Here is a 20,604-nt window from a genome sequence, read left to right as displayed (position 1 = left end):
GTCCTTAAGGCCCACGCACCGAACAGCCTCACACACCGATGGCCGCGACCCTTATGGGTTCGCGGCCATCGGCGGTTAAGTCACGTGCAAGGTCTCCGGGCTACCTGGGCGCCAGGCTCAGGCGGATCTGGACAGCCGTTCCGCCGCCGTCGCGGGGGTGCCACGCAATGGTGCCGCCCAGCTCACTGGTGACCAGCGTGCGGACAATCTGCAGCCCCAGCCCCTCGACGTGCGGAGTGTCCGGCAGCCCCACACCGTCGTCGGCAATAGTGACGGTCAGCAGTTCCTCGCCGTCTTCCTCCTCTGAACGGTCCGCGATGAGCCACACGGTGCCCGTACGTCCTTCGAGCCCGTGCTCGACGGCGTTGGTCACCAGTTCATTAATGACCAACGCCAGCGGGGTGGCGAAGTCGCTGGGCAGTTCCCCAAACAGTCCGGACCGCTCGGTCTTGACCTGCTGCGATGGCGAGGCGACCTCTGCGGAAAGCCTGAACTGGCGGCCGATCAGCTCGTCGAAGTCAACGCTCTGCGCCAAACCCTGTGAAAGTGTCTCGTGGACCAGCGCGATGGTGGCCACGCGCCGCATTGCCTGCTCCAGGCCCTGCTTGGCCTCGTCGCTGACCATCCGGCGGGACTGCATACGCAGCAGGGCTGCTACGGTCTGCAGGTTGTTTTTCACCCTGTGGTGGATCTCGCGGATGGTCGCATCCTTGGTAACGAGTTCCATCTCCCGGCGCCGCAGTTCGGACACGTCCCGGCACAGCACCAGCGCACCAAAGCGCTGCTGCTCATCCCGCAGCGGGATGGCCCGCAGCGACAAGCTCACACCACGGGATTCAATCTCACTGCGCCACGGCATCCGCCCCGTCACGACCAGCGGCAGCGTCTCGTCAACCAGCCGCCGGTCCTTCAGCAGGCCGGCGGTCACCTCGGCCAGGGAACGGCCTTCCAGCGACTCGCCGTCGCCCAGCCGCCGGAAAGCCGACACCCCATTGGGGCTTGCGTACTGCACAATTCCTTCGGCATCGAGCCTGATCAGGCCGTCCCCCACACGAGGCGCGCCGCGGCGCGAACCGGTGGGCGAGGCAAAATCAGGCCACAGGCCAAGCGTTCCCATCCGAAGGAGATCGTAGGCGCACTGCCGGTACGTCAGCTCCAGGCGGGACGGCATCCGGGAACTGGACAGGTCCATGTGGGTGGTCACCACAGCCAGGGTGCGGCCGTTGCGGACCATCGGCACTGCCTCCACCCGCAACGCCATGTCAGTGCTCCAGTTGGTCTCGCTGGACCGCTCGATGGCACGGCTGCTCCAGGCCTTGTCCACCAGCGGCTGCAGGTCCTGCCGGATGGGCTCGCCCACAAAGTCGCCGTGGAACACGGTGTGCGTGGTGGACGGCCTGACGTGCGCCAGCGCCACATAGCCGTGATCCGGGTGCGGGAACCATAACGCCAAGTCGGCGAACGCCAGGTCAGCGACCATCTGCCAGTCGCCCACCAGGAGGTGCAGCCATTCGGCATCGCCCGGCCCGAAATCAGCGTGTTCCCTGATGGGGTCCGTAAAGATTGCCACTGCACCTCCAGTTGCGACGCCGGGATTCCTAGCGTCGGACGATTGACCTCAAGAGCCTCAATGCTACCGACAGTGAGGCCATGTCGTCGGCCTCGAGCGAGTTGACCTCGTCAAACATGCTCTTTGCCCTGCCCAGCTGCTCGGCATTCTGGCGTTCCCAGTCCTTCAGCCTGTCCTCCGCGGAGTCCCCGGACGCCGTCGACTCGAGTACCGCCGTCGTCATGTCCGAGACGGTGGAATAGAGGTCATCCCGGAGTGCGGCCCTTGCCAGTGCCTGCCACCTGTCCTGGCGCGGCAGGCTGCTGATCCGTTCCAGCAGCGAGTCAGCGTGGAAGCGGTTGAACACTGTGTAGTAAACGGCCGCAATCTCCTCCACCGGCTCCTTACGGGCATGCACGATCTTGGCTATGTCCAGCAGGACAAAGCTCTCGAACAGCTCCGCCCACCGGAAGGCAAGCCCCTCCGGGAGTTCCCACGCACGCGCGGTCTCCAGCCAGTCCGCAACGCGGTCACGGTCATCGCCACGCAGGTAGTCCAGGAGCCGGGCCCGCATCGGGTCCAGGAGCGGCTTGAATTCGGCCACGGTGTCCGCGATGGGCCGGGACGTGCCGCCCTGCGCCAGCAGCCACCGGACAGCGCGGTCCAGCAGACGGCGGATGTCCAGGTGGACGGTGCTCCAGTGCTCTGTGGGGAACGACGCCGGCAGGCTGTTCAGCTCCCCCACCATGGTGTTCAGGTCGAAAATCTCGCGGAGCGCCACAAATGCCTTGGCCACGGCCACTTCCGTGGCCGAGGTTTCCTCCATGGTCCGGAAGGCGAACGTGATGCCGCCCAGGTTGATCATGTCGTTGGCCACCACCGTGGCAATAATCTCGCGCCGCAGCGGATGGGTGTCCAGCTCGGCGTCGAACCGTTCCCGCAGCTGCTGCGGGAAGTACGCCCGCAGCGTCCCCCGGAACCACGGATCGTCGGCGAGGTCGCTGTCACGCAGCGCCGAGGCCAGCTCGATCTTCGCGTAGGCCGCCAGCACCGAGAGCTCCGGCGACGTCAGCCCCTGGCCCTGGCTTAGGCGCTCCCGCAGGGTTTCGGTGCTGGGCAGCGCTTCGAGGTCGCGCTTCAGGTCACACGATTTTTCCAGCCAGTCCATGAGCCGCTCATAGCTGGGGCTCCACTCGGCCACCCGCATCCGGTCATTCAGGAGCAGGATGTTCTGGTCCACGTTGTCCTCGAGGACCAGCCGACCCACCTCGTCCGTCATGGAGGCGAGGAAGCCTGCCCGTTCCTCCGGGGTCAGTTTGTCCGCAGCCACCATCCGGTCCACAAAGATCTTGATGTTCACTTCATGGTCGGAGCAGTCGACGCCGGCCGAGTTGTCGATCGCGTCGGTGTTCAGGATGACCCCCTGCAGGGCGGCTTCGATGCGGCCGCGCTGCGTCATGCCCAGGTTTCCGCCTTCGCCAACCACCTTGACCCGCAGGTCCTTGCCGTCCACGCGAATGCTGTCGTTGGCCTTGTCACCCACGGAGGCGTTGGACTCGGTGCTGGCCTTGACGTACGTTCCGATCCCGCCGTTGTAGAGCAGGTCTGCGGGGGCGAGCAGGATAGCGCGGAGAAGCTCCGGCGGGCTGAGCTCGGTGGTCGCCTCGGGCAGGCCCAGGGCCGCCCGGACCTGCCGCGAGACCGGAATGGACTTGGCCTGGCGGGCGTACACGCCGCCGCCTTCGCTGATGAGGGATTTGTCGTAGTCGTCCCACGAAGACCGCGGCAGTTCGAACAGCCTCCGGCGTTCCACGAACGACGATTCCGTTTCAGGTGCGGGGTCAAGGAAGATGTGCCGGTGGTCGAACGCTGCCAGCAGCCGGATATGCCGGGACAGGAGCATGCCGTTGCCGAATACGTCGCCTGACATGTCACCCACGCCCACCACGCTGAACGGCTGCGTCTGGGTATCGACGTCGAGCTCGCTGAAGTGGCGTTTGACCGACTCCCAGGCGCCACGGGCCGTGATGCCCATGGCCTTGTGGTCGTAACCCACCGAACCCCCGGAGGCGAACGCGTCACCGAGCCAGAACCCGTATTCTGCGGCCAGCCCGTTGGCAATATCCGAGAAAGTGGCCGTCCCCTTGTCCGCCGCCACCACAAGGTAGGAATCGTCGTCGTCGTGCCTGACAACGTCCGACGGCGGCACTACAGTTTCGCCCTCGGCTCCGGTGACGAGGTTGTCAGTGAGGTCCAGCAGACCCCGGATGAACGTCTTGTAGCTTTCAACACCCTCCGCCATCCAGGCGGCACGGTCCGCGGCAGGATCGGGCAGCCGCTTGGCGAAGAAGCCGCCCTTGGCCCCGGTGGGAACGATGACGGCGTTCTTGACGGTCTGCGCCTTCACCAGGCCAAGGATCTCCGTCCGGAAATCCTCGCGCCGGTCAGACCAGCGCAGGCCACCGCGGGCCACCTTGCCGAAGCGCAGGTGGACACCCTCAACCCGAGGGGAATAGACCCAGATTTCGAACATCGGCCGCGGGAAAGGCAGGCCCTCAATCCGGGCAGGATCGAGCTTGAAGCTGAGGTGCGTTTTGTACTGGTAGTAGTTGGTGCGGAGGGTCGCCTCGATCAGGTTCGCCAAAGTCCGCAGCACACGGTCGGCGTCGAGCGTTGCCACCTCTTCAATGGCAGCTGACAGCTCGCCGCGGACCTTCTCCTGCGCCGCAAGGCGCTCAGTCCCACTCAGGGCGGGATCGAACCGGGCCGCGAAAAGAGCCGTCAGGGCCTTGGTGACATCGGGATTGGCGAGCAGCGTGTCCGCCATGAAGCCCACCGAGTTGGTGTTCCCCATCTGCCGCATGTACCGGGCATAGGCACGCAGGACAGTGATCTGCCGCCACTGCATCCCCTCACGCAGCACCAGCCGGTCAAAACTGTCCGACTCAACGGCGCCGGATACGGCGGCACCGAACGAGTCAGCCAGCAACTGTCCCGTGGCCAGCGGATCAATGCCGGCAGGGTATTTAAGCCCGAGGTCATAGAGGAAGAAGTCCCGCTGGTCAGCCGTCTCGATCTCAAAGGGCCGCTCATCCAGCACCTCGAGTCCCAGATTGTGGAAGAACGGCAGGATCTGGCTCAGGCTCTTGGGCTCCAGCATGTACAGCTTGACGCGGGCATCCTCCTCCAGGACTTCACCGGCGCCCTTCGGCAAGTACACATGGACGCCCGGCCGTTCCTGCCTGGCACCGGCCGTGCGCTCGGCTTCAGCCCCGTACTTTTCGAACCGGGCAATGTCCTCCAGCGCGTCTTCGACCTCGTAATCCACCCGGTAGCCGGCCGGAAAAGCCTCCGACCAGATCGCGGCAAGCTCCTTCGCCTGCTCATCGGCGCCGCGTTCCCGCAGGACTTCAGCGATGCCCTCACTCCAGGAACGGGCTGCCCGGACCAGCCGCGCTTCAAGCTCATCGGCGTTGAAGTGGCTGACCTCGCTGCCCTTGGGCAGGCGGATCCGGAAGAAGAGGCGGGCGAGGGCCGATTCGGTCATCCGCGCTTCGTAGTCGATTGACTCAGCCTTGAACGTGGTCCGTAATTCTTCCTCGATGCGGAGCCGGACATTGGTGGTGTACCGGTCACGCGGAAGGTAGACCACCGCGGACATAAAACGGCCGTAGATGTCCGGCCGGAGGAACAGCCGGGTCCGCCGCCGCTCCTGCAATCTCTGGATGCCGGTTGCGGTGGCCGCCAGGTCCTCGGTCTCGATCTGGAACAGCTCGTCGCGGGGGTACGTCTCCAGGATCCCCAAAAGGTCCTTGCCGGAGTGTGAGTCCGGCGGGAAGCCGGCATTGCCCAGCACGGCGTCCACTTTTTCGCGCACGACGGGGATGTTCCGGACGGATCCGGCGTAGGCACTGGTTGCGAACAGGCCGATAAAGCGGCGCTCGCCGTTGACGTTGCCGGCCGCGTCGAAGCTCTTCACGCCAATATAGTCAAGGTACGCGGGGCGGTGGACTGTGGACCGTGAGTTTGCCTTCGTGATCACCAGCGCCCGCTTTTCGCGGGCCTTTTTTCGGCCGGCGTCGGTGAGATGCTGCATATGCGGGGCGCCCGGCTTCGCCCGGAGCAGTCCGAGACCGCTGTCTTCACGCAGTTCCAGTACATCTTCACCGTCGACGGTGACCAGGTCGTACTCACGGTATCCAAGGAAGGTGAAGTTGCCGTCGTCGAGCCAGCGCAGAAGATCCTGCGCCTGCCGCAGTTCGGCAATCTGGGCCGGGTGGGACACCTGGTCGAGGCTCGCGGCAATCTGTTGGGCCTTGTTGCGCATCTTGGGCCAGTCTTCGACGGCGGCGCGCACGTCTCCCAGGATGCGGTCCAGCCCGTCCAGCAACGACGCCTTTGCCTCGTCGGACACGCGGTTGATTTCCACGGCAATCCACGACTCCATGTGGGAGGCGTTTTCGCCCTGCGCGATGAGGTGCGACAGCATCGGCATTGCCGCCGTATCACCGCTGGAGAGTCCGATGTGGGACGGAACGCGGTCGACTTTGACCAGCTGTCCCGTTTCCCGGTTCCGGGTCACCACGAACAGTGGATGAAGCACAAGCCCGATGGCGGCGTTCTGGCGCACAAGCTCCGCGTTAACCGAGTCAACGAGGAAAGGCATATCGTCCGTCACGATATAGACGACGCTGCTGTCCGCCTCGTTGACGATGGAAACCTTCGCCTGGCCCGGCTGCCGGTTCGCGGCGACACCGCGGTGGGTTTCCGCCCGGCTGGCCAGCGCCTCGGGGGAATAAGTCCGGGCATCCTCTTCGGCCAGATGCTGATAGTAGTCCGCGAGGAATCCCTCCCGGTCACCAATGGCCAAGGCTTGATCCTCCACGCTGGATCCAGACGACATCAACAAACGCCTCCATCACAAGTTTGATGCTGCACCGTCGCAGCTCCTACGGCGAGCCTAGCCCTTTCGGCGACGCCTCGGTGTGGAAGAAAATACAGAGGATCGGGAAGATCGCTGGACAGGTGCACAAACCAATTCAGCGATCGCGTGCCTGAGCTTGGAATCTGGCGCCGTTTCGAGCAGCAGAGAGCCGCCTAGCAGCGCCGCATCAGCTGCGGGGCTGTCCGCCGGAAGGAAGACCGCGATCTGCGACGACGGACCATACCGTTCCCACGCATCCTTCAGCTGGCGTTCCGGGGACCTCCCCACCGCCGCCGCCCGGACCTTGTTCATCACCACAACAGGCGACACCTGCGGGACTGCCAACTCGAGCTCTGCGAGTCCGCGGACCAGCCGAGGAACCCCCACCGGATCGGCGGCCCCCACGGCATAGACGGTGTCCGCCAGTTCCAGGGTCCGCAGGGTCGCGGCATTCCGGCGCGGAGCCATCGTGTCGAAGCTGAGTTCCTCGTCCGCCTCCAGGCAGAAGCCGGTGTCCACAACCACGACGTCGGCAACCTCTTTGGCGCGGTCCAGCACCAGCGACAGTGCTGCTGCCCGTAGTTCGGTCCACCTGTCCGCCCGGGTGATCCCGGTCAGGACCCGGAAAGTTCCAAGCTTGGTGGTGACCGGTGTGGCCACTTTCAGCAGCGCATCGGCGTCGAGCAGTCCCTGGTCGGCAAGCCGGCAGGCCTGCGCGATCCCCGCAGATTCATCCAGCAGGCCCAGGACTGCGGCGATGCTGGCCCCGTAACTGTCGGCGTCAACGAGGAGCACGGACTTCCCATCCGCAGCCAGTTCCCCCGCGATGTTGGCTGCGACGAAGGTCCGGCCGGGCGAACCGGCGGGACCCCACACGGCAATGATCTTGCCTTCCCCGGAGGCCGGCGGCACGTCCGCCTGGTCTGCGGGACGCTGACGCAGCGCAGCACTGGTATCCCCCAGCCCACTCCCGAACGTCGCATCCTTGGCGGTGCCGGTCAGCTGGGCAACCGCCTCGGCAATCCTGCCGGCCAGGGCGGCAGACTCTACGCCGGTCAGTGCGGAGGCCACACCGATCCCACGCAGCCTGGCGGCCTCGTCGGCGTCATCCGTGAGGGCGATGATCGCCACGCCCACGGCTCCGAGCCGGTCAACAAGCGAAGCAGTCAGGCCCTCGCAGCCATCGGCGACAACCGCCGCCCGTGCCAGGCCGCTCTGGCAGGCGGCCAGCAGCTCAGTCAGTTCGGCGCAGCGCCGGACCACCGTGACGGGACCGTGCAGCCGCTCCAACCCGCCCACCACATCCTCGCGGGACTGGCCCACCGTGACTACGGGGATGCTCATGAGGCCCCGCCGCCCGGGTTCCACACCACTGAAATCTTGGCCTGGTTCGCCTGGGCGCCGAGAATGGCCGGCATCTGGCCGTCGGCAACCAGCACCAGCAGCACCGTATTGCGGGAGGACCCCAAGGCCGTGGAGCCGGCGGTCACCTGTGCAATTTCCGCGCCGGGCAGCAGGAGCTTCGGCTCACTGAAGCCGTTGCGGGCATCCGGCAAGGCAACCCAGACGTCCACCCGGGTCCCGGCAACCGCCTGCGGCGGCAGTGCTTCCTCAATGGTCACGGCCACGGGCTTGCGGTCCAACGAATCCACGGTGGCCAAACTTTCCTTGGGCACTAATTGGTTCTTGCCGATTCTTTGGACTGCGACCAACCCGTCGGGGAGCCCTGCTTCAACGGTGACGTAATGCTGTTCGGTCTCACCCAGGCGGACCTTGGCCCGGACCACGTTGTCCGCGGTCAGCTTCTCACCCACCGCAATGGAGTCCCTGGCGGCGTAAACCTCGGTGGTCTGATCAGCGCTGCCAACCAGCGAGATCACTCCCACGACCGATGCCAGGACCAGCAGCACGCCAACCAGCAGCCGGGGATCCTTCCACGACGGCGGTTTCAGCCTGGCACCTGTAGTAACAGCATCGTGGCTCATGCTCTTCTCCCCCTAGCTCCGGTCCAGGCGGCTGGCTGCGTCCGGACACCTCATTGTTACGGCATGGGCCCCGGAACAAAAGTCAAAAGACCAAACAACATCAAACTGTGGATAACCGCACCAGATGACGCCTTCAATGGCAAAATGGAGCTATGCCCAGATTCCTGACTCTCGCCGATGTTGCTGAACAGCTGCAAATCAACTCGCCGGCGGCCTATGCCTTGGTCCGCAGCGGAGAACTGAAGGCCATCCAGGTGGGTGGGCGCGGGCAGTGGCGCGTCGAGGAAAAGATGCTGGAGCAATACATCGAAGAGCGTTACGCCGAGGCCAGCCGCATGATCCAGGAAGCCAAAGCCAAGCAGGGCTGATACAGCCCGCCGCTACAGTTCCCCTGCACTCCGTGACCGCAGGGCACCCAGCGCCGCAAACGGTATCGTGGCTACCTGCCGAACCTGTGATGCACGCCGGGACTCCCCGGGGCTGACCAGCGCCAGGTCCAAAAAGTCACTGCCCACCCGGTCGATGACTCCGGCCAGCCCGGTATCCCTTTCCGGCGCGTGGCGCAGAGTGACTGCAAGTTCGGCCCGGTCCCGCGCCAGGCCCCGCAGCGCATGCGCCAATCCGATCCGTCGCCGCACGTGCGAAGTCTCGGCCACGGAGCCGCGGCCAAGGCCCGCATACCGTGCCACCGCGCCGTAAGGGACCAGGACCTGGTGACGCAACTCGTTCAGGACCAGCGCATCGGCGCCGGCATGGCTCAGGGTTCCTTCGAAGGCGCGCCCACACGCCAGGTACACGGCCACGTGGCTGTGCAGGGAACCACGCAAACGGTCAGCCAGGGCTACGGAGGCTGTTTCCGCTCTGGCCCGCTCAGAGATCTCGGCATCGACGGCCAGCCGCTCGCCCTCGGCGAACTGTGCCTCCATATCACTGAACAGTGCATCCCAACGCATGGGGCCAAGCGTAGGGTGCGGCTCATTCGCGGTCAATTCGCCAACAACTTCACTCCAGTCTCTGGACAAACCCACCAGAGTTACGTCAAACTGGTCCTAGACACATCAAACTGCATCAAACTGCATCAAACATAAGATGGGAACACCATGACGGCAGGTACAGCACGCGAGCTCCGCGCAGACGCCGTCATGGCAGCGTCCATCCTCCTGTTGGGATTCTTCCTCTGCGTTGCCGGCGGGGACATGGTGGATCGGTGGCAACTGTCCACGGCACGCCGGCAAGGCCCTGACCTCGATGACCTACTCGGTGCCGTGGCTGTCGCCGCAGGGCTGGCCATCGTGGCGTGGTGGATCTTCTCGATGATTGTGGCGGCAACGGCTGCCGTGCTGGACAGGTGCGGCAAGCGGCGGGCCGCCGACAGGGCAGGCAAGTGCTGCCCGGCATTTATGCGGCGGCTGGCGGTGGCCGCACTTTCCGTGCAACTGCTGTCGGCACCGTTGGCCCACGCCGCCATACCGCCGGCCGGACCCGCCTGGGTACCTACACAGGAAGTGGCCGTCCAGGCCCAATGGTCCCCCACAAACGGCGACCGGCAAATCCCGGAACAAGAGGGCACAGCTCCCGGGGACCCGGGAGAACAAGTCGTGCAAGCACGTGCGGCGGCGGTCCGGCCCGACTGGCGTCCCAGGCCGCCGGTTCCGGACCCCGGCCTATTGGCGGCCCAGCCCGTCCGTGCGGAACAGGGCACACCACTTGCATTGAGTGAGGTCACGGTACTGGCGGGCGACACACTGTGGGACATCGCGTCCCGCCACCTGGGCCCGGCGGCTTCGGATGTGGACGTCGCCCTGCACTGGCCCCGCTGGTACGAGGCCAACAAATCCCAGATCGGCGAGAGCCCGCATGTCCTGCTGCCCGGGCAGATATTGAAAGCACCTTCCGCGGCCTGACCGACGTTCCGACATTCATCAGCTCACGACTAAGGGGAATCACATGTACGCAGTTACGCCAATCCGCTCCGCCACGGTTAACCCGGGCAGCGCGGCAGCAGTCCGCCAGGTTCCTCCGCGCACCACTTCCGCACCGGTCGCGCCGCTGCGTGCAGCAGACGAGAACTCCGAGATCCTGGCGATCACACGCAGTACCGTGCAGGCGGCCATGGAAGTCCTCGCAGGCGTCCGGCCGATCCACCAGCTCGCCCGCCGCCTGGATCCGCGCTGCCTCGCCGTCCTGCAGCACCGCGCGGCCCTGATCCGCCGCGAACAGGCCCGCTCCGCCTCGCCATCCCTGGCCCGGCTGCACAGGAATTCCATCGTGCGCTCCGTCCGCGCCTGCGAGGTCGCCCCGGGCATCTATGAGGCAAGCGCCGTGGTGGTTGATGACATCCGGGCACGGGCTGTAGCGGTCCGGCTTGAGCGCAGCAAGCAGGTCTGGCGCGTGACCGAGTTTATGGTCGGCTGAACCGCTTGCCGACGAATGCAGAAGTGCCCGGAGCTGAGGCTCCGGGCACTTCCAGTATCGAACTATTTCAGCGACGATCTATTGCAGTGCCGACCTATGGCTGATCAGTCTCGATCCCTGCTGTCAGCGGCGCTTTTTCCTGGCCGGACGCTTGGTGGCATCCTGCGCTGCAGCCTTGGCAGGATTTCCGGACCGTGAAGAGACACGACCCTCCACCCGGGTCTGCGATGCGCCGTCTTCACCGGGAGCCGTGTACTGCAGCTGGGCCGGCTTCTCCGGCGCTTCCAGTCCGGCAGCGTGGATCCGCGGCTCAACGTGCTCGGTGTGGCCACCTGCTGCATCGGGCACCACCACATCCTGGGCCGGAGTCACCTCAACTTCAAGGTTGAACAGGAAACCGACGCTTTCCTCGCGGATGGCCTCCATCATGCTCTGGAACATAACGAAGCCCTCGCGCTGGTATTCCACCAGCGGGTCACGCTGTGCCATGGCGCGCAGGCCGATGCCTTCCTTGAGGTAGTCCATCTCGTACAGGTGTTCCTGCCACTTGCGCCCGATGACCGAGAGCACCACGCGGCGTTCCAGCTCGCGCATGCTCTCTGCGCCGATGGTCTCTTCCCGGGTCTGGTAGACCACACGGGCGTCGGAGAGCAGCTCCTCCTTGAGGAATTCAACAGTGAGCTTGGACTTGCCGCCGGCTTCCTCGATGATCTCTTCCCCTGTGACGCTGACCGGGTAGAGCGTCTTGAGGTTGGTCCACAGCTGCGAGTAATCCCAGTCGTCGCCATTGCCTTCGGCCGTGGCGGAGTCGATCAGGGCGGTGATGGTGTCCTCCACGAAGAACTGGACCTTCTCGTGGAGGTCGTCACCTTCGAGGATCCGGCGGCGGTCACCGTAGATGGCTTCGCGCTGGCGGTTCAGGACGTCGTCGTACTTGAGGACGTTCTTGCGCTGCTCTGCGTTGCGGCCTTCAACCTGGCCCTGGGCAGACGCGATGGCCCGGGAAACCAGTTTCGATTCCAACGCCACATCGTCCGGGACCGAACTGTTCATCAGCCGTTCGGCCGCGCCGGAGTTGAAGAGCCGCATCAGGTCATCGGTCAGGGAGAGGTAGAAGCGTGATTCGCCGGGGTCGCCCTGGCGGCCGGAACGGCCACGGAGCTGGTTGTCGATGCGGCGGGACTCGTGCCGCTCAGTTCCCAGGACATACAGCCCGCCGAGGTTCAGTACTTCCTCGTGTTCGTCCTTTACGGACTGCTTGGCCGCCTCCAGGGCAGCCGGCCACGCGGCCTCGTACTCTTCGGAATTCTCTTCCGGGTCCAGCCCTCGCTTGGCCAGATCGGCCACCGCAGTGAATTCGGCGTTGCCACCCAGCATGATGTCAGTGCCGCGGCCTGCCATGTTGGTGGCCACCGTAACAGCACCCTTGCGTCCGGCCTGCGCAACGATGGCCGCTTCACGGGCGTGGTTCTTGGCGTTCAGGACTTCGTGCCTGATGCCTTCCTTGGCGAGCAGCCCGGAAAGGTATTCGCTCTTTTCGACACTCGTTGTGCCCACAAGGATCGGCTGGCCCAGTTTGTGACGCTCGGCAATGTCCTTCACGACGGCGTCGAACTTCACTTTTTCATTCTTGAACACGAGGTCCGACTGGTCGATCCGCTGCATGTCCCGGTTGGTGGGGATGGCCACCACGCCGAGCTTGTACGTGCCCATGAACTCGGCGGCCTCAGTCTCGGCCGTGCCGGTCATGCCTGCCAGCTTGGAGTACATCCGGAAGTAGTTCTGGAGCGTCACCGTGGCCAGGGTCTGGTTTTCGGCCTTGATCTCCACGGCTTCCTTGGCCTCGATGGCCTGGTGCATGCCCTCGTTATAGCGGCGGCCAGCCAGGATGCGGCCAGTGTGTTCGTCAACGATGAGCACTTCGCCGTCGAGGATGACGTAGTCCTTGTCCCGCTTGAACAGTTCCTTGGCTTTGATGGCGTTGTTCAGGAACCCGATGAGCGGAGTGTTCGCGGATTCATAGAGGTTCTGGATGCCCAGGTAGTCCTCCACCTTTTCGATGCCGCTCTCCAGGACGCCGACCGTGCGCTTCTTCTCGTCCGCCTCGTAGTCCTCGCCGGCCTTCAGGCGCTGCACCACCTTGGCGAATTCGCTGTACCACCGGTTGGTGTCGCCCTGGGCAGGACCGGAAATGATGAGCGGAGTGCGGGCTTCGTCGATGAGGATGGAGTCGACCTCATCAACAATGGCGAAGTTGTGGCCACGCTGGACCAGTTCTGACTGGTCCCACGCCATGTTGTCGCGCAGGTAGTCAAAGCCGAATTCGTTGTTGGTGCCGTAGGTGATGTCCGCGGCGTACTGCTGCCTGCGCACCGCGGGATCCTGGTTGGACAGGATGCAACCGCTGGTCAGGCCAAGGAAACGGTAGACCCGGCCCATGAGGTCTGACTGGTATTCGGCAAGGTAGTCGTTCACCGTGATGACGTGGACGCCGTTGCCGGTGAGGGCGTTAAGGTAGGCGGGCAGGGTGGCCACGAGCGTCTTGCCTTCGCCGGTCTTCATTTCGGCGATATTGCCGAGGTGGAGCGCGGCGCCACCCATAAGCTGGACGTCGAAGTGACGCATGCCCAGGGTGCGGGATGAGGCCTCCCGCACGGCGGCGAATGCCTCCGGGAGGAGATCGTCCAGGTGCTCGCCGTCCCGGTGGCGGGCGCGGAGGTGGTCTGTTTCCTCGCGGAGCTCAGCATCCGTGAACGTTTTGAACGAGTCTTCGAGCGCATTGATGGAGTCGGCATAGTTCCGCAGGTGCCGCAGGGTTTTTTTGTCACCCGTGCGGAGAAGTTTTTCGATAAGTGATGCCACGTGAAGATACTCCCAGTCTTATGCTGCCGAATTCTGGCGTTTTTAGTCTACGGGAGAGACACAGGCCACGCGGCCGGTGTTCCCTGAGAGCGGAGCGGACCCGGCGCGGTGACGCAGGGCGGCGCCGAGGGACTCTGCCAGGTCCCCGATCGGGCTGACCACAATGTCTTCCAGTTCCAGCCATTCGGCCATCAGTTCCAGCTCGGCGGCGAGCTCGACGGCGGTCCCTGGCGGTGCGTCCGGCTCACCGTAGGCGGACCTGACCAGCAGATTTCCTGCCGCACGGTCCGCTTTCAGGTCCACTCGCGCCACGATGGTGTCACCCAGGAGAAAGGGCAGGACGTAGTACCCGAAGCGCCGGAGGTGCGCGGGCGTGTAGATCTCGATCCGGAAGTGGAACCCGAAGAGCTCCTCAAGCCGGCGCCGCTCGAAGACCAGGGAGTCAAAGGGACTGAGCAGGGCGCGCCCTGCCGCCCGCCGCGGCATTGTGGCGTCGGCATGGAGGAATACCTTCCGGTCCCAGCCTGCGACAGCCACCGGCTCCAGCCTCCCTGTGCTGACCAGGTGGTCCACAGCGGCGGCAGCCGCCTTGACCGGTGTACGGAAGTAGTCCGCGAAGCACTTCACGGTTCCGATGCCATGGGCTTGCGCGGCCGCGTCGATGAGCCGATGCATGGCCTCAACAGGGTCCGGGGTGGCTTCCAGGGCCAGCCGGCGCGGCAGCACCCTGGCCGTCAGCGTGTACTTTCGCTCGAACTGTTCGGTTCTGGACGCCGCGGAAATGGTGCCCCCCTCGAACAGGTCTTCAAGCACGCGTTTGACGGCGTTCCAGTTCCATCCCCAGTTCTCGTCCCGCCGGTCCTCCACGTGCCCGATGTTCACCGTGAGTTCCGCCGCCGTCATGGGCCGCCCGGCGGCGAGGGCGGCGAGGATCTTTCCGGCCACCGCGTCGCGCAGCTCCGGGTCCAGGGCGGACGCACCCACCCACGTGCGTTTCTGCCACAATCGGAGGTCCTGGAAGTGCTCGGGCCGGATGAAGCTGGCCTCGTGCGCCCAGTACTCCATCATGCGTCGGGGAGGCGAGCTGGCCATCCGCTGAAGAATGGTGCGGTCATAGCTGCCGAGCCTTGAAAAGAAGGGCAGAAAGTGACTGCGGGACAACACGTTGACGGAATCGATCTGGACAAGCTGGATCCGGGCAAAGGTACGGCCCACCGTCCGTGAGGTCACGGGGCCGGCGGGCCGTCCTTTGTCGAGTCCCTGAGCTGCCAGGGCGATCCGCCGGGCCTGGTTAAGGCTCAGCGTCGCTGGCACATCAGTCCTTTCATTGAGGGGTGTGAACCACCCTAGACTTTTGCACCCTCGTCATCGGAACGGTAGGCGAGGATTTTTTCTTCGACGGCCGTCTCCCCCGGTTCGCATTCGTGGTCCAGGGTGATCACCCCGTACGTCCAGCCACGGCGCCGATAGACCACCGAGGGCGTGTTGGTGGCCTTGTCCACAAACAGGTAGAAATCGTGGCCCACGAGCTCCATGTTGTCCACAGCATCGTCAAGGGTGAGGGAGGCCGCAGGGAAAACTTTGCGCCGGATCAGCACCGGGGAGTCCCCAGCCGGAATGTCGTTCTCGACCTCGTAGGGCGATCGTTCAACAGGTGCTGCCTGGGGTTCGCTGCGATGGCTCGCCTCGACATAAAGGGGCTCACTGGTACTCGCGGGTTCCAGTGATGCGGTGGCCTCACGTACTGCCTTGGGGGTGTGGCGCCCGTGGTGGACCTTCTTGCGGTCCTTGGCGCGGCGGAGACGTTCAAGCAGCTTGGTGTAGGCGAGATCGAACGCAGCGAATTTGTCTGCGGCGCTGGCTTCGGCACGGATTACGGGTCCCCGGCCCAGGACCGTCACTTCAACGGTGAGCTGGTCGCCGGTCTGGCGCGCATTCGTTTCCTTGGAAACCTTCGCGTCAACCCGCTGGACCTTGTCGCCAAGTGACTCGATCTTCGAGATCTTCTCACCGGCGTATTCGCGGAAGCGGTCTGAGACCGTCAGATTTCGTCCGCTAATCATAAACTCCATGGTGCCCTCCAAATGACTTCGGTGACACGACGGCGGCACATCCCACGGGCCGATCTGCTTGACAGTCGAGCCCCTTTCCGAGCCGCCATCGAAAGGTACAACTTGTTCTTGGTACCCACAACCGACGTTAGTTCATAGCCACCTGTTATTCATCCTTTCTTCGTTTATTTTTTTCTAAGACGGGCAGCGTTCCGCCAGCTCCCGGGGCGGGCTATTCGCCGCCAGCTGAATCCGGCGGGCGTGTCGCGGCAAGGACCACCGCCCCCACCACCACGGCGCCGCTGACGTGCAGCGCGCGGGCTGCTTCCGCGAGTGTGGCCCCTGTGGTGAGGACGTCATCGACAATGATGCAGCGGCGTCCGGCCACCCGCGCGCGCTGGCGTTTCGGGACCTTCATGGACCCCTTGACCCGGCTCGCCCTGGCCCCGCGGCCGAGTCCCTTTTGGCCTCCAGGCAGCCGCTCCAGTGCGGCGCGGCGCCGGGGTTTCCGGATCACGTCCACCACCGGTGTACCGCGGATGGTGGTCCCCCGACGCAACTCTGCGAGCAGGAGGTGGACCGGGCTGAATCCCCTCTTGATGTAGCCGGCCGTACTGCTGGGCACCGGAACCAGGCAGACGCCGTCGACGCCGGCCACGGACGCGGCAATACCCTGCCCTAGTCCGCGCGCCAGGACTGACGTGAGCTGGTGCTGGCCATGGCTCTTGAACGAAAGCACCGCCTGCGCTAGCTCCTCGCGGTACACCCCGGCCGCCACCACGGGAAGGATCAGGCCGCCGTCGACGTTCATCAGGGCCGGCGCCTGCTCCTCTGCCCGGAACGGGTGCCTGGTCAACAGGCGGACGTGGCGTTCGCACATGACGCACAGGGCCAAGTCCTCCGCACCGCAGCAGACGCAGTCCACAGGGACGGCAAGTGCCAGCAGCTCCGCGGCGGCCACGCCCATCTGGTCGGCGGCCCGCAGCCAGCGGCGGTGGTGGCCGCCGCGATGCTTGGCGGACTGCAGCGGAGGCGGCAGGAGGTCCGGATCCAGGCTTGGCGCATTTCTGGCGGGACTTCCCCCGGAGCCGCCCCCAGCGCGGCCCCCCACGCCCCCCGACCGGCGCGCAGGCGCCTGGCGATCAGGCGGGTGGCGAGCAGGCGGGTGGCCGGCAGGAGGACATCCGGGCTGAACTTCGGTCACACCCCATGGTGGTCTGCCGGCCGCGGCCCCGGAACCTCTGGTCCGCGCTATGTGGAAAGCTACCCAGGGAATGAGGGGTCAATGGGGCCCTTCAGCTGGGGCGACCAGCCGTTGCCAAGCCGCTGGAAGATGCCCTCGGCCGATTGTCCGTAGATTTCCTCCAGCCCGTTGCCGGCGCTGAGCCACACCAGGCCGGGCCACGGAGCCAACTGCTGGGGTTGTCCGGAGGTAAGGGACAGCAGCTCCGGCGTGACGTTCGAGCCTGCCGAGGCTTTCATCACTGCGACCGTTGTGTCGTTCACCCAGACGCCCTGGTCCGGGTCACCGGAAGCCACTAGGGTGATCGGGGCAGTCAGTTCCCGGGGTGTCCCGTCGGCGTTCCGGATGATCCCGGCAATCTGCACCTTCGTCTTGCCGTTTTGTTCCGAAATGACCAGCGCCCGGACGCCCTCGCGGGAGATCCTCAGCTCCTTGACGGTTCTTCCGGCCAACCACGACGGCGTGAGCGTAACGGTGGGGACGGCGGCACCTTCGGCAACTCCGATGGGCCGGTAGGCCACTACCTCCGTACCGCCGGTAGCTCCCGGCCCTGCGGCCCACACCCAGTCATGAATACTGAAGGACGGGTGCGTAATGGTGCTGCGCGTTGTCAGCGCACGGGCGGGCTGTCCCGGCACCATGCTGTAGAGCGTCGTCCGGCTTTCGTTGAGGAAGGCAACGGTCTGGGACACCGGGGATTCCGCCGGGTAGCGGGGCCCGAGCGATGAAACTGGCTGCATATCCGGCAGCGGGGATACCCTGTTGTTTTCGTAGCGAACCAACTCATTGCCGCTGACGGCAATCTCGCGGACCGGCACGTTTTTGTCCCGCACCGGGGGCAGCACCGAACCGTTGTCTTCGACGCGGACCAGGTCCTGGTTGGCATGCAGCTCCACATTAACGACGTCGGGCTGGCTGCGGAACGTGAGCGAAAGCTGCGTCTGCATCCGGAGCCGGTCCTCCGTGGACGCCTCGGTGAGTTCCTTGGCGGTGAGGTCCACCTGCGCGGCGCCGGACACCACCGGAACGGATTCGCGGGCAAGTTTGATGCCGGACGGGAAAGCGCTCACCACCGCGCCCCGAAGGTACGGCGCGGGGCCGGCCAACAGGGCACTGGTCATGGCTTTGACGGTCTTGTTCTTGATGAACCAGCGGACATCAGGGACAGCATAGGTGAAGCTGGGATCGTAGAAGTAGATGGGGTAGGCGCCGTAGATGACCTTGAAGGTTTCCTCCGGGATCGCTGTTCCGTCCGGGATGGCTGAGATCCGCCATTCGCCGTCCACCTGGGTGAGCGTGGCCGGGATGTTTTCGACGGTGCCTTCGGGCATCTGGGTGGCGATGCCGTCAACATCCACGCTGTAGGCAACGTCCAGCTGGTAGTTGTAGACGTTGTCGACGCCGGTGCCCACCACTTTCGCCTCGCGGTACACCAGCGCGCGCTGGTCGGGTTTCCAAGATACTGACGCTGCCTGCGTCAGGTATTCGCGGGCCACCGCGTAGTCCCCCTCATATCCGGTACCGGCACGGTAGAAGTAGTCAATGATATTTTCCGGAGTAGCGCCGGGCTGGGGTGCGGCCGGGAGAAACACCGGTGCGTTGACGTTGCCGGCGCTGCCTTCCGCGCTCTTCCCCACCGGCCCGGCCGTGGGAATGCGAGCGCAGGAGGCCAGGACCAGGACAACGACGAGCAGCACAACGCTCCTCTTCAGCATCGCCCGGACTTTTCGTGCCGTCATGAAGATTCCTTCGGTGTTGCGCCCGTCCCGGCAGGGGCGCGCCCGGCGCCCTGGCCACGCCCGCCGCCAGCGGGGACATCAGGCGCCCCAGTGGGGCCGGGCCCCAGGACCAGCACGTTTTTCGAATGTGGGACGTCGGGGAGGATGATGTCCTCCGGCTCAAGCTGCACAGGTGAGCGGTCGATCTCCTCGCCCTGGCGCAACGGAATGGTCAGCCGGAAGTTGGCTCCTCTACCCTTGTTTCCCCATGCCTGCAGCCAGCCGTTATGGAGTTTGGTGTCTTCCATGGCGATGGACAGGCCCAGTCCGCTGCCTCCGGTGGTGCGGGCCCGTGCCGGATCCGCACGCCAGAACCGGTCAAAGACACGGGCCGCCTCGGCCGGGGTCATGCCGATCCCCTGATCCCGGACAGCAACTCCCACCGCTGACTGGTTGGCCGCCACAGTCACGGTGACCGGCCTGCCTTCGCCATGCTCCACTGCATTCAGGATAAGGTTCCGCAGGATCCTGTCGATCCTCCTGGCGTCCATCTCCGCGACAATTCCGACGGCGGGAGCCCGGAGGATGATCTCCGAGCCGTATTCGGCCGCGACGGGCGCTGCCCCGTCAATGACGTGGGCGATCACCTGCAGGATGTCCTCGGGCTCGGCGTCGAGCATGGCCACGCCGGCATCGAAGCGGGAGATCTCGAGCAGGTCGGCCAGCAGGGACTGGAACCGCTCCACCTGGTTGTACAGGAGTTCCGCGGAGCGCTTGTTGATGGGGTCGAAGTCGTGGCGGGCGTCGTACAACACTTCCGCGGCCATCCGGACGGTGGTCAGGGGCGTGCGCAGCTCGTGGGAGACGTCGGAGACAAACCGCTGCTGCATCTGGGACAACATGGCCAGCTGGGTGATCTGCTCCTGGAGGCTGGCGGCCATGTGGTTGAACGATGCCCCTAGGCGGGCAACCTCGTCTTCGCCTTTGACCACCATCCGCTCCTGCAACTGACCGGCCGCGAGCTTCTCCGACACCAGGGCAGCGTGGCTGACGGGGCTGACAACGTTGCGGGTGACGTACCAGGCGATGGCCCCGATCATCAGCACCAGCACCGCGCCGCCGGCCAGGAGGACGCCCTGGATTTCGTCGAGCGTCTGCTGGGCGGTGTTGACGTCATAGATCAGGTAGAGCTCGTACACGGTCCCGTTGAAGGTCACCAGGTTGCCCACGGCGATGCCCGGCCTGTCCTCGGTGCCTACCGGAATCACGGTGGAGGCCCAGTACTGGTCCTTGCCTGATGCCTGGACCGCCGTACGGAGTTCAGACGGGATGACGCTGACGGTCAGCTGGTCCGACGCCCGCGACTCCACCCAACGGTTCCTGGGTTTGGTCTGTTCGGGCTTGGCTTCGAAAACGTAGCGGCGCTGGATGACGGAGCCGCGGCCTTCCACGGCGTTCAAAGTGTCGTAGACCAAGGTGATGACGCTGGACTGGTCGGTGACCTGGGCGCCGTCGAACGTCTCCTGGACCTGTTTGACGTAGTATCGGGTCTCGGATTCGGCCTGGGTGAGGCGCTCCTGGAACAGGTTGTTGGCGATCTGGTTGGACAGGTAGGCGCCCACGGCGCCAAAGGATGTCACGGCCAGCAGCAGCGTGGTGAGGACTGTCCGGAACTGCAGGGACCGGCGCCAGCGTCGACGCATGGCCCGCCCGGCGGAACGGACCGCAGGGAAGAAACGGGTCACGCCGAGGCGGACAAGGCGGCCCACCCGTAGCCCCACGATTACTCCACGGCGCCGCCAGATCCGTGCCCGGAATGGCAGCGTTGCCAGCTCCGACGGCAGCGCATCCGTGTGC

14 protein-coding genes are annotated in these 20,604 nt (G+C 65.1%); 3 read left to right on the top strand and 11 right to left on the bottom strand.

All coding sequences use genetic code 11. The annotated features are described in order from the left end of the window. Nucleotides 1-100: 100 nt before the first annotated feature. The 4 genes from CXR02_RS12125 to CXR02_RS12110 are packed head-to-tail and all read right to left on the bottom strand — an operon-like array spanning nt 101 to nt 8,458. Nucleotides 101-1,570: a sensor histidine kinase gene (locus tag CXR02_RS12125; protein ID WP_104062212.1), complete on the bottom strand. Its 1,470-nt coding sequence runs from the start codon at nt 1,568-1,570 to the stop codon at nt 101-103. A gap of 28 nt (nt 1,571-1,598) precedes the next feature. Then, nucleotides 1,599-6,452 carry an NAD-glutamate dehydrogenase gene (locus tag CXR02_RS12120; RefSeq protein ID WP_104062211.1) on the bottom strand — a complete coding sequence of 1,618 codons (4,854 nt, stop codon included), beginning with the start codon at nt 6,450-6,452 and terminating at the stop codon, nt 1,599-1,601. Nucleotides 6,453-6,509: 57 nt separating this feature from the next. After that, a complete protein-coding gene (locus tag CXR02_RS12115; protein ID WP_104062210.1) occupies nt 6,510-7,817 on the bottom strand; it encodes a P-loop NTPase in 1,308 nt (435 codons plus the stop codon). Next, a complete protein-coding gene (locus tag CXR02_RS12110) occupies nt 7,814-8,458 on the bottom strand; it encodes a hypothetical protein (protein WP_104062209.1) in 645 nt (214 codons plus the stop codon). The genes CXR02_RS12115 and CXR02_RS12110 overlap by 4 nt, the downstream gene beginning before the upstream one ends. Before the next feature lie 152 nt (nt 8,459-8,610). Here CXR02_RS12110 and CXR02_RS12105 point away from each other — a divergent pair, with 152 nt between their 5' ends. Beyond that, nucleotides 8,611-8,826, top strand: a complete 216-nt coding sequence (locus CXR02_RS12105; protein WP_104062208.1) for a helix-turn-helix domain-containing protein — start codon at nt 8,611-8,613, stop codon at nt 8,824-8,826. 12 nt (nt 8,827-8,838) lie between these two features. Here CXR02_RS12105 and CXR02_RS12100 read toward each other — a convergent pair whose 3' ends face one another. Then, the gene (locus CXR02_RS12100) at nt 8,839-9,411 is read right to left on the bottom strand and encodes a hypothetical protein (RefSeq protein ID WP_104062207.1); all 573 of its coding nucleotides are present in this window, start codon (nt 9,409-9,411) and stop codon (nt 8,839-8,841) included. 147 nt (nt 9,412-9,558) lie between these two features. Here CXR02_RS12100 and CXR02_RS12095 point away from each other — a divergent pair, with 147 nt between their 5' ends. Both CXR02_RS12095 and CXR02_RS22625 read left to right on the top strand, forming a co-directional pair. Further along, entirely contained in the window at nt 9,559-10,362 is an 804-nt protein-coding gene (locus CXR02_RS12095) for a LysM peptidoglycan-binding domain-containing protein (protein ID WP_104062206.1), read from the top strand. A 43-nt stretch (nt 10,363-10,405) separates the two neighbouring features. Next, nucleotides 10,406-10,873, top strand: a complete 468-nt coding sequence (locus tag CXR02_RS22625) for an Rv3235 family protein (RefSeq protein ID WP_219816419.1) — start codon at nt 10,406-10,408, stop codon at nt 10,871-10,873. 123 nt (nt 10,874-10,996) lie between these two features. Here the strand turns inward: CXR02_RS22625 and secA are convergent, their stop codons facing one another. From secA to mtrB, 6 genes are all read right to left on the bottom strand, one after another. Further along, nucleotides 10,997-13,735 (bottom strand): preprotein translocase subunit SecA, encoded by a 2,739-nt coding sequence (gene secA, locus CXR02_RS12085; protein ID WP_104062205.1) that lies wholly within the window; start codon nt 13,733-13,735, stop codon nt 10,997-10,999. A 42-nt stretch (nt 13,736-13,777) separates the two neighbouring features. Then, nucleotides 13,778-15,049 carry a winged helix-turn-helix domain-containing protein gene (locus CXR02_RS12080; protein ID WP_104062204.1) on the bottom strand — a complete coding sequence of 424 codons (1,272 nt, stop codon included), beginning with the start codon at nt 15,047-15,049 and terminating at the stop codon, nt 13,778-13,780. Nucleotides 15,050-15,081: 32 nt separating this feature from the next. Then, a complete protein-coding gene (gene raiA / locus CXR02_RS12075) occupies nt 15,082-15,807 on the bottom strand; it encodes a ribosome-associated translation inhibitor RaiA (protein WP_104062203.1) in 726 nt (241 codons plus the stop codon). Between the two features lie 211 nt (nt 15,808-16,018). After that, nucleotides 16,019-16,897 carry a ComF family protein gene (locus CXR02_RS12070; protein ID WP_258060922.1) on the bottom strand — a complete coding sequence of 293 codons (879 nt, stop codon included), beginning with the start codon at nt 16,895-16,897 and terminating at the stop codon, nt 16,019-16,021. 152 nt (nt 16,898-17,049) lie between these two features. After that, nucleotides 17,050-18,768: an LpqB family beta-propeller domain-containing protein gene (locus CXR02_RS12065; protein ID WP_219816418.1), complete on the bottom strand. Its 1,719-nt coding sequence runs from the start codon at nt 18,766-18,768 to the stop codon at nt 17,050-17,052. Beyond that, nucleotides 18,765-20,570, bottom strand: a complete 1,806-nt coding sequence (gene mtrB / locus CXR02_RS12060; protein ID WP_258060927.1) for an MtrAB system histidine kinase MtrB — start codon at nt 20,568-20,570, stop codon at nt 18,765-18,767. The genes CXR02_RS12065 and mtrB overlap by 4 nt, the downstream gene beginning before the upstream one ends. Nucleotides 20,571-20,604: the final 34 nt, after the last annotated feature.

The organism is Arthrobacter sp. 4R501, assembly GCF_002929755.1.
GTDB lineage: Bacteria > Actinomycetota > Actinomycetes > Actinomycetales > Micrococcaceae > Arthrobacter.
The sequence above is the reverse complement of the archived record's forward strand: the minus strand, read 5'-3'. Positions and strand labels throughout refer to the sequence as shown.

What these genes read in the sequence shown, in the direction of transcription:
- CXR02_RS12120 (WP_104062211.1), bottom strand. Translation starts at nt 6,452, where the DNA reads ATGTCGTCTGGATCCAGCGTGGAGGATCAAGCCTTGGCCATTGGTGAC.
- CXR02_RS12115 (WP_104062210.1), bottom strand. Translation starts at nt 7,817, where the DNA reads ATGAGCATCCCCGTAGTCACGGTGGGCCAGTCCCGCGAGGATGTGGTG.
- CXR02_RS12110 (WP_104062209.1), bottom strand. Translation starts at nt 8,458, where the DNA reads ATGAGCCACGATGCTGTTACTACAGGTGCCAGGCTGAAACCGCCGTCG.
- CXR02_RS12105 (WP_104062208.1), top strand. Translation starts at nt 8,611, where the DNA reads ATGCCCAGATTCCTGACTCTCGCCGATGTTGCTGAACAGCTGCAAATC.
- CXR02_RS12100 (WP_104062207.1), bottom strand. Translation starts at nt 9,411, where the DNA reads ATGCGTTGGGATGCACTGTTCAGTGATATGGAGGCACAGTTCGCCGAG.
- CXR02_RS12095 (WP_104062206.1), top strand. Translation starts at nt 9,559, where the DNA reads ATGACGGCAGGTACAGCACGCGAGCTCCGCGCAGACGCCGTCATGGCA.
- CXR02_RS22625 (WP_219816419.1), top strand. Translation starts at nt 10,406, where the DNA reads ATGTACGCAGTTACGCCAATCCGCTCCGCCACGGTTAACCCGGGCAGC.
- raiA (WP_104062203.1), bottom strand. Translation starts at nt 15,807, where the DNA reads ATGGAGTTTATGATTAGCGGACGAAATCTGACGGTCTCAGACCGCTTC.
- CXR02_RS12065 (WP_219816418.1), bottom strand. Translation starts at nt 18,768, where the DNA reads ATGACGGCACGAAAAGTCCGGGCGATGCTGAAGAGGAGCGTTGTGCTG.